Source organism: Burkholderia sp. BC1, assembly GCF_052683555.1.
In genome coordinates this window covers 44786-57998 of record NZ_JBQYLP010000022.1, presented here as the reverse complement: position 1 = coordinate 57998, position 13213 = coordinate 44786, and the positions used below count along the sequence as shown (strand labels likewise).

Sequence of the window (13213 nt, the reverse complement as noted above, 5' to 3'; positions counted from 1 at the left end):
CCGGGCGGCCGGACGGGCAGCCCGCGAAACCGCGTAGTTTACTGGGTTCCGCGCGCGCGGGCGCCGACGCGCCCGTGCCGGGATTGCAACACGGCAAATACAGCACCAAAGCAAGGACTGGCCGATAGGGTTAAAATGCGCGATTAATTCGGGGTTCCGGGGCCTGACCGGGCCGGTCGTTCCTGCCTTCATAACATCAAGCCGGGGCAATCGAGCTGAAGTGCCAACTCCTCGAACCCCGTTTCTGTCGTCGGAGTTCGCTCACTTATGCGAGTCATCCTTGCCCAGCCTCGCGGCTTTTGTGCGGGGGTTGTCCGCGCGATCGAGATCGTCGATCGCGCGCTGCAACAGCACGGCGCGCCGGTTTATGTGCGTCATGAAATCGTCCACAACCGGCACGTCGTCGAAAATCTGCGTAATAAAGGGGCACGATTCGTTGAGGAACTCGACGAGGTGCCGCATGGCGCCGTCGCGATCTTCAGCGCGCACGGCGTCGCCCAGACCGTCGAGCGCGACGCGCAGACGCGCGGGCTCGACGTGCTCGACGCCACCTGCCCGCTCGTCACGAAAGTGCACGTGCAGGGCCGGCAGTACGTGGCGGCCGGCCGCCGGCTGATCCTGATCGGCCATGCCGGGCATCCGGAAGTCGAGGGCACGATCGGCCAGATTCCGGCCGAGGTGATCCTCGTGCAAAGTGAAGCGGAAGTCGATACGCTGACGCTGCCGGTCGACACGCCGGTTGCGTACGTGACGCAGACGACGCTGTCGGTCGACGACACGCGCGGCATCATCGAAGCGCTGCAGCGCCGGTTCACCGACATCGTCGGCCCGGACACGCGCGACATCTGCTACGCGACGCAAAACCGCCAGGCCGCCGTGCGCGAGCTGAGCGGGCAAGTCGACGTGCTGCTCGTGGTCGGCGCGACCAACAGTTCGAATTCGAACCGGCTGCGCGAGATCGGCACCGAAAGCGGCGTGCCGAGCTACCTGGTCGCCGACGGCTCGGAAGTAAAGGCCGAATGGTTCGCAGGCGTGCAGACGGTCGGGCTGACCGCCGGCGCGTCGGCACCGGAAGAGATGGTCGAGGATGTGATCGGCGCGCTGCGCGCGCTGGGGCCCGTCGAGGTCACGACGATGGCGGGCCGTGAAGAAAAAGTCGAATTCAAGCTGCCGGCGAAGCTCATGCAAGCTGTCGCCCGCGAAGTTTAAGGAGGACAACTCTTGTCTATTCCGCTGCTCCAGCAAGTCCGCGTCGGCGCGTACATCATGCGCCAACACCTGTCCGGCAACAAACGCTATCCGCTCGCGCTGATGCTCGAGCCGCTGTTCCGCTGCAACCTCGCGTGCAACGGCTGCGGCAAGATCGATTATCCGGATCCGATCCTGAACCAGCGCCTGTCCGTCGAGGAATGCCTGCAGGCCGTCGACGAGTGCGGCGCGCCGGTCGTGTCGATCGCCGGCGGCGAACCGCTGCTCCACAAGGAGATGCCGGAAATCGTCAAGGGCATCATGAAGCGCAAGAAGTTCGTGTATCTGTGCACGAACGCGCTGCTGATGGAAAAGAAGATGGACGACTACCAGCCGAGCCCGTATTTCGTCTGGTCGGTCCACCTCGACGGCGACAAGGAGATGCACGACCACTCGGTGTCGCAGGATGGCGTGTACGACAAGGCCGTCGCGGCGATCAAGGAAGCGAAGCGCCGCGGCTTCCGCGTCAACATCAACTGCACGCTGTTCAACGATGCGATTCCGGAGCGCGTCGCGAAGTTCTTCGACACGCTCAAGCCGATCGGCGTCGACGGCATCACGGTGTCGCCGGGCTATGCGTACGAGCGCGCGCCGGATCAGCAGCACTTCCTGAACCGCGACAAGACGAAGAACCTGTTCCGCGAAATCCTCAAGCGCGGCGAAGGCGGCAAGCGCTGGTCGTTCAGCCAGTCGTCGCTGTTCCTCGACTTCCTGGCCGGCAACCAGACGTACAAGTGCACGCCGTGGGGCAACCCGGCGCGCACCGTGTTCGGCTGGCAGAAGCCGTGCTATCTGGTCGGCGAAGGCTACGTGAAGACCTTCAAGGAACTGATGGAAACGACCGACTGGGACAGCTACGGCGTCGGCAACTACGAGAAGTGCGCGGACTGCATGGTCCACTGCGGCTTCGAGGCGACCGCCGTGATGGACACCATCGCGCATCCGCTGAAGGCGTTCGCGGTGAGCCGCAAGGGCGTGCGCACCGACGGCCCGTTCGCGCCGGACATCTCGATCGCGAAGCAGCGCCCGGCCGAGTACGTGTTCTCGCGCCACGTCGAGATCAAGCTCGAGGAAATCCAGCGTGCCGGCAAGGGCAAGCTGCAAAAGCCGGCGAAGCCGGCCACGGCGGCCTGAGCGACTGTCGCGCAAAGCGGAGGCCTCGCCTCCGCGCATGCACGCAGGAATAGAAGCGCCACGGAGTGAATGCCGCTCCGTGGCGCTTTCGTTTTGGGCCGCGTCTTGCCGGTATGCGCTCGCGTCGGCAGCCGCGAGGACGCACGGTCGGCCCTGTCTCCTCCTACCTCCCTCGGTGCGCGGCCTCTAGGCGGCCAGCGCCTCGGTGCGGTGCGCCCGCATCCGCGCGGCCGCATGCTCGATCAGCTTCGGCTGGCCGCTCGCCACGAACGCGCAGACATGCCGCCACAGCTCCGCCAGCCGATATCGCGTCAGCGAGTCGACACAGGCGTCGTTCGCGGCAAGCACGCGCTCGAGCAATGCCCCTTCGTCGTCGGTCAGCGTCCATGCGCCGCTTTGCTCGGCGCGCGCCGTGCTCGCGTCGAGCGCGCGTTCCGCGTCGACGCAGAGGTCGACGCTCGCGTCCGCGCCGGTCAGGTCGTCGAGTGCCAGGAACACGAGGTAGAGACTCGTGCGCAAGCGCAGCAGCAGCGCTTCGCTGCCGTGCTCGCCGCGCAGCGCGACGAGCGCCATGTGGCATTTGAGGGAAATGTCGCGCGCGTACGCGGGCGGCAGCGGCAACAGCCACTCGCGCGTCAGCGGCGCGTGGCGACGGGTTTTCTTCCTGGCCTTCATGATTCGCGCTCGCTTCGCGGATCGTCGTCCGCGCTCACATCGGGCAATCCGGTTCGGCACGCGCAGGCGCCGCGGCTCGCACCGCGATGGCCGGGCGGACGCCGCCACGCGCCGCGCAGATCGATCCTTCGCGACGCCGGGCGCACGTCCGGCAGCCGACGCAGTGCCGATGCACGCACGACGTCGGGGAATCGGGTCATGCATCCCATGCTCGCCTCCTGCATCAGAACGTGTTCTCGCCCTTCAGGTAATACGCGGTCTTCACGAAGAACGCCCTGACCGGATGACCCGTCTGCGCGTCGCGCGCCGCGCGCGCCTGCATCGCGGCCTTCTCTTCGGCCGAGCGGTCCGGCACCGGGTTGCGTACGCGTTCGAGCGCGCGCTGCATCGCGAGCGGATAGTTCTGGTTGCCGGCCGTCGTCGCGCGATAGCCGACGCGCGTCATCTGCATCAACTGCACGTCGGTTTCCGCGCGTGCCGCGGACCAGGTCAGATGCGTGGCGTTCGGCGACCAGTCGGCACCGGCGGACTGCGCGAAAGCGACGGCGGGCAGCGCAACGAGTGCGCCGGACAAAACAGCAGCGGATACGAGAGATCGCATGGTGGTGTCCTCAAGATAGTTGTTTCCGCATCGATCGTCGCGATGCGTCGAAACCATCGTATGCCGCGCACTGCCCCGCTTGAATAGCCGAATCCGCAATTGATATTTTCGGGTCGGGTGTTCAGGCTGAAACCGGCCGCGTTCGAGAATCGCGCCGGAATGGAATTTCCTTATTCCATTCAATTACCTGATCGCGTTTTGCGCGGCAGTTTCGCGCGGCGCGCACGGCTTTTTTTCAATTTGCGTAACGACATGTTGCCGATGCCAAGAAGGAGGGCGCGCGCGTCGTTGCGCGATGCGCCGCACGTGACGCCGCGTGAAAAATCCCGCACCTGCATCGCATCTTTTCGACATCCGACAAGCACTTGCTCGCCAGGACGCGCTACGCCCGACGCGTGCGCGCGATAATGACGTATCGCGCCGCTTCATGCGGCGCATCATGCAGGTTCTACTTTTCTTCGGGTCTTTCCATGGATTTCATCGACGTCAATGCCATCCGGAACTGGCACGCGCACGTCTACTTCGATGCGGCCAGCCGCGACGCGGCATGGACGTTTCGTCAGACCATCGAAGCACGCTTCGGCGCGATCATCGAACTCGGCCGCTTTCACGAACGCCCGGTCGGGCCGCATCCGGCATGGTCGTACCAGATCGCGTTGGGCGCCGCGCAGTTCGACGAGATCGTGCCGTGGCTCGTGCTGAATCACGGTGCGCTCGATATCTTCCTGCACCCGAATACCGGCGACGATCTGCGCGACCATCGCGATTCGGCAGTGTGGATCGGGAAGTCGTATGCGCTGAATCTCGACGCGCTGGCGGGATAGGGATCGCGCATCGCGCGGCGCCGATGCCGCGCGCGTGACGGCATCGACATTTCGGTTTGCGTTGAAACGTCCGTCGGGGCAGCGTCGATACAGTGGGCCTCCTTCGTCACCGATCTTTCGAGGAACCCGCGATGACTCCATCCGATGCCGACGCCTGCGCACGGCGCATTCACGACGACTGGCACGCCGCCGTCGTTGCCCGCGACCTCGATGCGCTGATGGCACTGTATGCGGACGACGCGGTGCTCGAAACGCCGCTGATCGTCGTCACGCTGCCCGCGCACGGTTCAGGCGTGCTGCACGGCAAGGCCGCGATCGGCGCGTTCTTCGCGGCGGGCCTGCGCAATCCGCGCAATCGGCTCGGACGCTGGTACCGCACCGGCCTGTTCTTCTCGAACGGCCGGCAACTCCTGTGGGAATATCCGCGCGCGACGCCGGAAGGCGATCAGGTCGATCTCGTCGAAGTGATGGATCTCCGCGACGGGCTGATCGCGCATCACCGCGTGTACTGGGGATGGGTCGGCTTCCAGGCGTTGGCGGCGGCGGCAGCCGCGCGCGATCTCGGATGAAAGTCGCGCCGCCGCGCAGCGTCACGCGCCGCGCTCACGCGACATACATCGCGACACTGACGAACTGGCACAGGCTGCCGGCCAGCACGAACAGATGCCAGATCCCGTGGCCGTGGCGAATCCGTTCGTCGTTGATGAAGAAGTAGATGCCGACGCTATAGATCACGCCGCCGGCGACGAGCCATGCGGTGCCGACGGGCGGCAACGCATGAATCAGCGGACGGACCGCGACGAGCGCGAGCCACCCCATCAGCACGTACAGCACCATCGACAGCACGCGCGTACGCCGGCCGAGCGTCAGTTCCTGCACGATGCCGAACACCGCGAGCCCCCAGCTCACGCCGAACAGCGACCAGCCCCACGGGCCGCGCAGCGTGACGAGCGTAAACGGCGTATAGCTGCCCGCGATCAGCAGATAGATGGCCGCGTGGTCGCATTTCTGCAGGATCGCCTTCAGGCGCGGATCGCGCACGCTGTGATAGAGCGTCGAGATCGCATAGAGCACGCAGAGCATCGCGCCGTATACGCTGAAGCTGACGACCTTGTAAGCGTCGCCGTCGAGTGCGCCCATCGTCACGAGCGTCGCCAGCCCCGCGACCGACAATAGCGCGCCGACGAGGTGCGTAATGCTGTTGAAACGCTCACCGACATGCACGACCCATCCTCCTGCACGATTCCTCGATACGAACGGGCTCCATGATACCGGGCGCCGCACAACGGCGATGCGCCGCGCGCGCAATGAAAAAGCGCCGTGACTTGCGTCACGGCGCCTTCGACTGACATCACCGGAGTCCGGCCGGTTCAGTTCAGCAGCACTTCCCCGCGCCCGATCCGTACCGCGCGTTCTGACGCTCGCGGAAGAATTCCTCGTACGTCATCGGCTCGCGGTCCGGATGCGTCGTGCGCATGTGCGCGACGTAAGTGTCGTAGTCGGGCAGCCCGACCATCAGCCGCAGCGCCTGCCCGAGATAACGTCCGGCGCTGCGCAGGTCGCTGCCGAGATCGCTGAACATCGCGGCCTCCGCTTCAGCGTCCGCTGCCGAGCGCCTGCGCGGCCGGCATCGCTTCGTACGGCGTCTCGCGCACCGTCGGCTTCGCCTCGCGGCGTGCGCGCAGCACGGCGATCAGCCCGTACACCGCGATGCTGACGACGACGAGAATGAACAGCCCCGCGAGCGCGGCATCGACATAGTCGTTGAAGATGATCCGCTTCATCTGCGCGATCGACTTCGCCGGCGCGAGCACCTTGCCTTCGTCGACTGCCGCCTGCAGCTTCGCCGCGTGCGCGAGGAAGCTGACCTTCGGATTCGCGTCGAAGATCTTCTGCCAGCCGGCCGTCAGCGTGCAGATCAGCAGCCAGGCCGTCGGCACGATCGTGACCCACGCATAGCGCTCGCGCTTCATCTTGAACAGCACGACGGTGCCGAGCACCAGCGCGATCGCGGCGAGCATCTGGTTCGAGATGCCGAACAGCGGCCACAGCGTGTTGATGCCGCCGAGCGGATCGACCACGCCCTGATACAGGAAGTAGCCCCACGCCGCTACGCACAGGCCGGTCGCGATCAGGTTCGCGGGCAGCGACTCGGTGCGCTTGAGCGCCGGATGGAACGTGCCGAGCAGATCCTGCAGCATGAAGCGGCCCGCACGCGTGCCGGCGTCGACCGCCGTCAGGATGAACAGCGCCTCGAACAGGATCGCGAAGTGATACCAGAACGCCATCATCGCTTCGCCGCCAATCACCTGGTGCAGGATGTGCGCCATCCCGACCGCCAGCGTCGGCGCGCCGCCCGCACGCGCGATGATCGTCGTTTCGCCGACGGCCTTCGCCGTCTGCGTGAGCATGTCGGGCGTCAGCACGAAGCCCCACTGCGTGACGGTGTTCGCGACGGCTTCCGGCGTCGAGCCGAGCACGGCGGCCGGTGCGTTCATCGCGAAGTAGATGCCCGGCTCGATCACGCACGCGGCGACGAGCGCCATGATCGCGACGAACGATTCCATCAGCATCGCGCCGTAACCGATGAAGCGCGCGTTGGTTTCGTTGTCGATCAGCTTCGGCGTCGTACCCGACGAGATCAGCGCGTGGAAGCCCGACACCGCGCCGCACGCGATCGTGATGAACAGGAACGGGAACAGGTTGCCCGACCAGACCGGGCCCGTGCCGTCGACGAACTTCGTCAGCGCGGGCATCTTCAGTTCCGGCGCGACGATCAGGATGCCGATCGCGAGACCGACGATCGTGCCGACCTTCAGGAACGTCGACAGATAGTCGCGCGGCGCGAGCAGCAGCCACACCGGCAGCACCGATGCGACGAAGCCGTAGCCGATCAGGATCCAGGTGAGCTGCGTGCCGCTGAACGTGAACCAGGCGGCGAGCGTCGGCGAGTCGTGCACGTGCTGGCCGTACGCGATCGACGCCATCAGCAGCACGAAGCCGATGATCGACACTTCGCCGATGCGGCCCGGCCGGATGAAGCGCGTATAGACGCCCATGAACAGCGCGATCGGAATCGTCGCGGCGACGGTGAACGTGCCCCACGGCGAATTGGTCAGCGCCTTCACGACGATTAGCGCGAGCACGGCGAGGATGATCACCATGATCAGGAACGCGCCGAACAGCGCGATCACGCCGGGCACCGTACCGAGTTCCATCTTGACGAGATCGCCGAGCGAGCGGCCATCGCGGCGCGTCGAGATGAACAGCACGATGAAGTCCTGCACCGCGCCGGCGAACACGACGCCGGCCAGGATCCACAGCATGCCGGGCGTGTAGCCCATCTGCGCGGCGAGCACGGGCCCGACGAGCGGCCCGGCGCCGGCGATCGCGGCGAAGTGATGGCCGAACAGCACGTACTTGTTGGTCGGCACGTAGTCGAGGCCGTCGTTGTACTTGACGGCCGGCGTCATCCGCAGGCCGTCGAGCTGCATGACCTTGCTGGCGATGAAGCGGCTGTAGAAGCGATATGCGATCAGATACACGCAGACTGCGGCGATCACGATCCACAACGCGCTGACGCGCTCGCCGTGTGCGAGTGCGATCGTTCCGAACGCGAACGCGCCTAGCAGCGCGACCGCGATCCAGATCAGGGTGCTGGATGCCCGATTCATGGCGTCTCCTAGTCTCCTATTTGGTTCTCGATTGAGCGCGGCGGCACACCGCGCCCACGTGACGTCAAAGCGTCGCGCCCCGGTCCTGGGCGGCCGGGGCAGTGGGTCGTAGTATTCCGGCGGCGCGCATCACTTACAAGCGGACAACTACGTACCATCTCTACGTAGAATTACGTAGCGCGCGGACGCGGCCTGCATGTCGCGTCCCGCGCAGCGGCCCGTACGCCGCGCGGCCGCGCGCGCATCGGATGCGCTGCGCGTCCCGTAAAATACGACATCGGCCGGCGCGCGACGCGCGTTCGCGCCGGCTTGCGCAACGCCCCACTCTTCGACGGCAGGAAACATGGAGCTACGCCATCTGCGGTATTTCGTTGCGGTCGCCGAAGAACGCAGCTTCACGCGCGCCGCGCAACGCCTGCATATCGCGCAGCCGCCGTTGAGCCGGCAGATCCAGCAGCTCGAACAGCTGCTCGACGTGCAGCTGTTCGAGCGCAATTCGCGCCCGCTCAAGCTCACGGAGACGGGGCGCTTCTTCTATCAGCATGCGGCGCAGCTGCTCGCGCAAACCGCCGAACTCGAATCGATGACGCGCCGCGTCGGCAAGATCGAGCGCAGCCTGTCGGTCGGCTTCGTCGGCTCGACGCTGTACGGGATGCTGCCGAAGATCATCCGCCGCTATCGCCAGCAATACGCGGAAGTCGAGCTGAGCCTCCACGAGATGTCGACGATGGATCAGATCAAGGCGCTGAAGGAAGGCCGGATCGACGTCGGCTTCGGCCGTATCCGTCTCGAGGATCCGAGCATTCGGCGCGTCGTGCTGCGCGAGGAGCGGCTGATCGCGGCGCTGCCGCTCGGCCATCCGCTCTGCGACGCGAAGCCGGTGCTGTCGCTGCACGACCTGCTGAAGGAAACGCTGATCATCTTCCCGAAGGCGCCGCGGCCGAGCTATGCCGATCAGGTGCTCGCGGCGTTCCACGACCGTTCGCTGAAACCGGCGCGCGTGATCGAGACGCGCGAGCTGCAGATCGCGCTCGGGCTCGTCGCGGCCGGCGAAGGCGTGTCGATCGTGCCGAAGAGCGTGTACGGGCTGAAGCGCGACGACATCGCCTACAAGGATCTCGACGACGCGAAGCTCGTGTCGCCGATCATCATGAGCATGCGGATGCTCGACCAGTCCGAGGACATCGAGCGCATGCTGCAGCTGATCTACGATCTGTACGAAGAACAGGGCATGGAATACATGACGCCGTCGGAGCACGAACCGACGGCGCGGCGCGGGCCGGCGCCGGACTGAACGGGCCGACGCCCGTTCGCGGCGTCAGCGGTTCGCCGCTGCGAGATCGGCGCCCGGCGTGCGGCCGAGACGCAGCCCGAACGCGGCGAGCGCGGCGCCGGCGAGCGGCACCGCCAGCGCGGTGAAGAAGCCGGGCGCACCGCCCCACGCGAGAAACGTGCCGCCGATCGCCGAGCCGGCAATCGCGCCTGCACGCCCCATTCCGATCGCCCAGCCCGTCGCCGTCGCGCGCAGCGCGGTCGGATACGCGCCGACGATCAGATAGTTGAGCGCGATCTGCTGGCCGCCGATCCCGAAGCCGGCCGCGCCGACGAGCACGAACACGAGCGTCCAGTTCGTGCCGGCCTGGCCGAGCGCGAGCGCGACCGCGATACCGAACGCGAACATCGCGCACAGCAGGTTGCGCACGTTCACGCGCGGCAGCACGATCGACAGCGGAATCGCGCAGACGATGAATACCGCATTCACGATCACGGTGCCGACCGGCGCCTGCTGCGCGATCAGACCGGCCGCCTTGAGCACGGTCGGCAGCCACGACAGCAGCATGAACCATGCGATCCAGTTCAGCAGATAGATGGCCCAGATGCCGAGCGTCCGGCGCGCGTAGCCGTTGCGGAACAAGGCGCCGACGCTCGCCTTCGCGCTTGCTTCGTCGGGCACCGTGAAGCGCACGTCGGCCGGCAGCGGCTGCGTCGCGATTTTCGACAGCGTCGCCCGCACGCGCTGCTGTGCACGCGCATCGTCGCGCGACACCAGATAGCAGAGCGATTCCGGCAGCAGCAGCGCGACCGCGCCGAGCATTGCGAGCGGCACGCCGCCGCCCACCACGAAAATGCCCTGCCAGCCGATCGCCGGCAGCATCCGCGCGGCCAGCAGCCCGCCGAGCATCGCGCCGGCGGGCAGCCCGAGCAGCACGCCGGTCATCACGGCGCCGCGCAGCCGCGCGGGGCAGTATTCGGCCGCGAGCGCGAGCAGCACCGGCGTACAGCCGCCCATCCCGAGTCCGGCAATGAACCGCAGGACGAGAATCTGCGACGGACTGCTCGCCCACGCGGTCGCGAGCGTCGCCGCACCGAACAGCGCGAGCCCGATCATGATCGCGGGCCGGCGCCCGATGCGATCGCCGACGAGGCCGAGCGTCATCGCGCCGATCGTCATGCCGACGATCCCCGCGGTCAAAATCGGTGCGAGCGCGCCGGCCGGCAATGCAAACGACGCGAGAATCGCGGGGCCGGTAAACGCGATCGCCTGCGTATCGAAGCCGTCGAGCAGCGCGATCAGCACGCACAGCGCGAGCACGCGGATCTGGAACGCGCCGAGCGGCGCATCGTCGATCCACGCGGGGATCGAGCGGGTGGCGGAAGCCGTCATCGAGGGAAGTCTCCTGAGTCCGGGCGCGACGACGCCCGGTTGTTTTTTTGTCTGTCGTGGTCGAACGCCGCTCGCGCACTCAGCGCGACAACACCGCCACGGCCTTGATCTCGACGATGTAGCCCGGCGCACCGCCGAGCATGTGCGCGCCGACGGCCGTCCACGCGGGCAGCGGATCGGCGGTGAAGTAGCGGTTGCGCACCTGCATGAACAGCGGCAGATCGCGCATGTCGGTATGGAACGTGGTCAGATCGACGACGTCGGCGAGCGAGGCGCCGGCCGCTTCGAGCACATAGCGCAGATTCTCGAATGCCTGCACGATCTGCGCCTCGCGGCCGTCGACGAGCTGCATCGACCGGTCGCGCCCGATCTGCCCCGACACATAGATCGTGTCGCCGACCTGAATCGCCGGTGCATAGCCGATCTGTTCGTAGACGGCCTCCATTCCTGCGGGCACGATGGCCTTGCGCTGCTGCATCGATGTCTCCTCGTCCGGCGTATGTGCCGGCTGCGATGATGGAATGCGCACCGTCGCTCGACGGCGCGCGTACGTGCATGACGCGTGCGCGTCAGCCGTTGTCGCCGCCCGCGACGGGCAGCACGGTGCCGGTGATGTAGCTCGCCTCGTCCGACGCGAGGAACAGGATCGGCGCGATCTGCTCGTCGAGCGTGCCGTAGCGTTTGAAGAACGTCGATTCGGTGACCTGCTTCACCGCCTCGCTCATCCACGCCTGCTCCTGCTCGCTGTCCCCGGCCGCATTGCGCGGCACACGGCGCGGCGGCGCGGTCGTGCCGCCCGGCGCCGTCGCGACGACGCGAATGTTGTGCTCGCCGTATTCCATCGCGAGCGCCTGCGTCAGCGCATTGACGCCGCCCTTCGCGGCCGAGTACGGCACGCGGCGAATGCCGCGCGTCGCGTTCGACGACACGTTGACGATCGTGCCGCGCCCGCGTTCGAGCAGATACGGCAGCACCGCGTGGCACGCGTAGAGCGTCGGCATCAGCGAACGGCGAATCTCGGCGTCGATCTGCGCGGGCTCGAATTCGGCGAACGGACGCATCCGGATCGCGCCGCCGACGCCGTTGATCAGCACGTCGATCGCGCCGAACCGGCTGGCGGCGAACGCCATCGTCGCGCGCGCGCCTTCGTAGGTTTCAAGATCGGCGACGAAGCCGGCCGCGCGGTCGGTGCCCGCTTCGGCCGCCACGTCGGCGACGAACTCGGCGCGATCGACGAACAGCACTTGACCGCCTTCGGCCGCGGCGCGCAGCGCGACGCCGCGGCCGATCCCCTGCGCGGCGCCGGTGACGACGAGGGTCTTGCCAGCGAATCGTTGCATGGTCATGCCGCCTTTGCCGTCACGTTCGGCGTGAACTTCTCGTAGTGGAAGCTGTTCGGCTTCACGCCCGTATCGTCGAAATGCTTGCGCACCGCATCGACCATCGGCGGCGGGCCGCACAGATAGACGTCGACGTCGCCGTCGTTCAGCGCGTCGGCCGGAATGTGCTGCGTAACCCAGCCCTTGCGCGGGTGGCTCGACGCCTCGTCGGCGACCACCGTCGCGTAGCTGAAGTTCGGCAGCTTCGCGACGTAGGCGTCGATCGCGCCGACCTGCACGAGATCGAGATCGCGCGTGACGCCGTAGACGAGATGGATCTTCTGCTGCGACCCGGCGCGCGCGAGCACTTCGAGCATCGACAGGAACGGCGCGAGCCCCGTGCCGCCCGCGAGGAACAGCAACGGCCGCTGCACGTCGCGCAGATAGAAGCTGCCGAGCGGCCCGTGCAGGTCGAGCTTGTCGCCCGGCTGCGCCGCTTCGAGCCAGCTGCTCATCACGCCGCCCGGAATCTTCTTGATCAGGAAGCTGACCTTCGTCTCGCCGGGCGCCGACGAGAACGAATAGGACCGATGCTGACCGCTGCCCGGCACGTCGATGTTCACGTACTGGCCCGGCAGGAACACCGGTGCGTCGGCGGCCGTGTCGATGTCGAGTTCGAGCACGATCGCCGCGTCGTTGTGCGGCTCGATCTTCGCGACGGTCGCCGCGAACCGGCTGTTGCCGGTCTTGCACGCCGTCGACGACGTCGGCACCGCGATCACGCAGTCGCTCTGCGGCACCATCTGGCACGTCAGCACGAGGCCTTCGTCCTTCTCGTCCTCGGTCAGCGCGTCGTCGATGTAGTCGTCGCCGAGGTCGTAGCGGCCGCTTTCGGCGCGGCACTTGCAGGTGCCGCATACGCCGTCCGAACAATCCATCGGCAGGTTGATGCGTGCGCGAAATGCCGCATCGAGCACCTTCTCGCCGGCCTTGCATTTGATGAAGCGCGTGACGCCGTCCTCGAAGTTCAGTGCAATCTTGTAGCTGGACATGGAACGCTCCTCCATTCCGTT

The 13213-nt window shown here is 66.6% G+C and carries 15 protein-coding genes; 5 read left to right on the top strand and 10 right to left on the bottom strand.

Going from position 1 to position 13213, the window contains the following annotated elements; translation table 11 throughout:
• Positions 1-267 precede the first annotated feature (267 nt).
• Both ispH and hpnH read left to right on the top strand, forming a co-directional pair.
• Positions 268-1209, top strand: coding sequence for a 4-hydroxy-3-methylbut-2-enyl diphosphate reductase (gene ispH / locus ACSHSS_RS13355; protein WP_006397435.1), 942 nt, complete (start codon positions 268-270; stop codon positions 1207-1209).
• Between the two features lie 12 nt (positions 1210-1221).
• On the top strand, positions 1222-2382 hold the full coding sequence (gene hpnH, locus ACSHSS_RS13350) for an adenosyl-hopene transferase HpnH (RefSeq protein WP_006413734.1): 1161 nt from the start codon (positions 1222-1224) through the stop codon (positions 2380-2382).
• A gap of 186 nt (positions 2383-2568) precedes the next feature.
• Here the strand turns inward: hpnH and ACSHSS_RS13345 are convergent, their stop codons facing one another.
• The 3 genes from ACSHSS_RS13345 to ACSHSS_RS13335 form a co-directional block, all read right to left on the bottom strand.
• Positions 2569-3057, bottom strand: a complete 489-nt coding sequence (locus ACSHSS_RS13345) for a hypothetical protein (protein ID WP_060041258.1) — start codon at positions 3055-3057, stop codon at positions 2569-2571.
• 223 nt (positions 3058-3280) lie between these two features.
• The gene (locus tag ACSHSS_RS13340; RefSeq protein WP_060041323.1) at positions 3281-3658 is read right to left on the bottom strand and encodes a hypothetical protein; all 378 of its coding nucleotides are present in this window, start codon (positions 3656-3658) and stop codon (positions 3281-3283) included.
• Between the two features lie 179 nt (positions 3659-3837).
• A complete protein-coding gene (locus tag ACSHSS_RS13335; RefSeq protein ID WP_175744434.1) occupies positions 3838-3996 on the bottom strand; it encodes a hypothetical protein in 159 nt (52 codons plus the stop codon).
• A gap of 132 nt (positions 3997-4128) precedes the next feature.
• Between ACSHSS_RS13335 and ACSHSS_RS13330 the strand changes: the two genes are divergently transcribed.
• A complete protein-coding gene (locus ACSHSS_RS13330) occupies positions 4129-4482 on the top strand; it encodes a DOPA 4,5-dioxygenase family protein (RefSeq protein ID WP_445545069.1) in 354 nt (117 codons plus the stop codon).
• Between the two features lie 131 nt (positions 4483-4613).
• On the top strand, positions 4614-5051 hold the full coding sequence (locus ACSHSS_RS13325) for a nuclear transport factor 2 family protein (RefSeq protein ID WP_445545068.1): 438 nt from the start codon (positions 4614-4616) through the stop codon (positions 5049-5051).
• A gap of 34 nt (positions 5052-5085) precedes the next feature.
• On the opposite strand, the gene trhA is transcribed toward ACSHSS_RS13325, so the two are convergent.
• From trhA to ACSHSS_RS13310, 3 genes are all read right to left on the bottom strand, one after another.
• On the bottom strand, positions 5086-5706 hold the full coding sequence (gene trhA, locus ACSHSS_RS13320; protein WP_012216244.1) for a PAQR family membrane homeostasis protein TrhA: 621 nt from the start codon (positions 5704-5706) through the stop codon (positions 5086-5088).
• Positions 5707-5857: 151 nt separating this feature from the next.
• The gene (locus ACSHSS_RS13315) at positions 5858-6064 is read right to left on the bottom strand and encodes a YbdD/YjiX family protein (protein WP_006397447.1); all 207 of its coding nucleotides are present in this window, start codon (positions 6062-6064) and stop codon (positions 5858-5860) included.
• A 13-nt stretch (positions 6065-6077) separates the two neighbouring features.
• A complete protein-coding gene (locus ACSHSS_RS13310; protein ID WP_006413727.1) occupies positions 6078-8156 on the bottom strand; it encodes a carbon starvation CstA family protein in 2079 nt (692 codons plus the stop codon).
• 343 nt (positions 8157-8499) lie between these two features.
• On the opposite strand from ACSHSS_RS13310, the gene ACSHSS_RS13305 reads away from it, so the two are divergent.
• On the top strand, positions 8500-9450 hold the full coding sequence (locus tag ACSHSS_RS13305) for a LysR family transcriptional regulator (protein ID WP_088926364.1): 951 nt from the start codon (positions 8500-8502) through the stop codon (positions 9448-9450).
• A 24-nt stretch (positions 9451-9474) separates the two neighbouring features.
• On the opposite strand, the gene ACSHSS_RS13300 is transcribed toward ACSHSS_RS13305, so the two are convergent.
• The 4 genes from ACSHSS_RS13300 to benC form a co-directional block, all read right to left on the bottom strand.
• The gene (locus tag ACSHSS_RS13300) at positions 9475-10821 is read right to left on the bottom strand and encodes an MFS transporter (protein ID WP_445545067.1); all 1347 of its coding nucleotides are present in this window, start codon (positions 10819-10821) and stop codon (positions 9475-9477) included.
• Positions 10822-10900: 79 nt separating this feature from the next.
• Complete coding sequence (locus ACSHSS_RS13295; protein ID WP_006397454.1) at positions 10901-11299, bottom strand: RidA family protein; 399 nt, start codon at positions 11297-11299, stop codon at positions 10901-10903.
• Between the two features lie 91 nt (positions 11300-11390).
• The gene (gene benD, locus ACSHSS_RS13290; protein WP_006412144.1) at positions 11391-12167 is read right to left on the bottom strand and encodes a benzoate diol dehydrogenase BenD; all 777 of its coding nucleotides are present in this window, start codon (positions 12165-12167) and stop codon (positions 11391-11393) included.
• The gene (benC, locus tag ACSHSS_RS13285) at positions 12164-13192 is read right to left on the bottom strand and encodes a benzoate 1,2-dioxygenase electron transfer component BenC (protein ID WP_445545066.1); all 1029 of its coding nucleotides are present in this window, start codon (positions 13190-13192) and stop codon (positions 12164-12166) included. The genes benD and benC overlap by 4 nt, the downstream gene beginning before the upstream one ends.
• Positions 13193-13213 lie beyond the last annotated feature (21 nt).

What these genes read in the sequence shown, in the direction of transcription:
- benD (WP_006412144.1), bottom strand. Translation starts at nt 12,167, where the DNA reads ATGACCATGCAACGATTCGCTGGCAAGACCCTCGTCGTCACCGGCGCC.
- ACSHSS_RS13310 (WP_006413727.1), bottom strand. Translation starts at nt 8,156, where the DNA reads ATGAATCGGGCATCCAGCACCCTGATCTGGATCGCGGTCGCGCTGCTA.
- ACSHSS_RS13305 (WP_088926364.1), top strand. Translation starts at nt 8,500, where the DNA reads ATGGAGCTACGCCATCTGCGGTATTTCGTTGCGGTCGCCGAAGAACGC.
- ispH (WP_006397435.1), top strand. Translation starts at nt 268, where the DNA reads ATGCGAGTCATCCTTGCCCAGCCTCGCGGCTTTTGTGCGGGGGTTGTC.
- ACSHSS_RS13315 (WP_006397447.1), bottom strand. Translation starts at nt 6,064, where the DNA reads ATGTTCAGCGATCTCGGCAGCGACCTGCGCAGCGCCGGACGTTATCTC.
- benC (WP_445545066.1), bottom strand. Translation starts at nt 13,192, where the DNA reads ATGTCCAGCTACAAGATTGCACTGAACTTCGAGGACGGCGTCACGCGC.
- ACSHSS_RS13340 (WP_060041323.1), bottom strand. Translation starts at nt 3,658, where the DNA reads ATGCGATCTCTCGTATCCGCTGCTGTTTTGTCCGGCGCACTCGTTGCG.
- ACSHSS_RS13295 (WP_006397454.1), bottom strand. Translation starts at nt 11,299, where the DNA reads ATGCAGCAGCGCAAGGCCATCGTGCCCGCAGGAATGGAGGCCGTCTAC.
- ACSHSS_RS13300 (WP_445545067.1), bottom strand. Translation starts at nt 10,821, where the DNA reads ATGACGGCTTCCGCCACCCGCTCGATCCCCGCGTGGATCGACGATGCG.
- ACSHSS_RS13335 (WP_175744434.1), bottom strand. Translation starts at nt 3,996, where the DNA reads ATGCAGGTGCGGGATTTTTCACGCGGCGTCACGTGCGGCGCATCGCGC.
- ACSHSS_RS13325 (WP_445545068.1), top strand. Translation starts at nt 4,614, where the DNA reads ATGACTCCATCCGATGCCGACGCCTGCGCACGGCGCATTCACGACGAC.
- ACSHSS_RS13345 (WP_060041258.1), bottom strand. Translation starts at nt 3,057, where the DNA reads ATGAAGGCCAGGAAGAAAACCCGTCGCCACGCGCCGCTGACGCGCGAG.
- ACSHSS_RS13330 (WP_445545069.1), top strand. Translation starts at nt 4,129, where the DNA reads ATGGATTTCATCGACGTCAATGCCATCCGGAACTGGCACGCGCACGTC.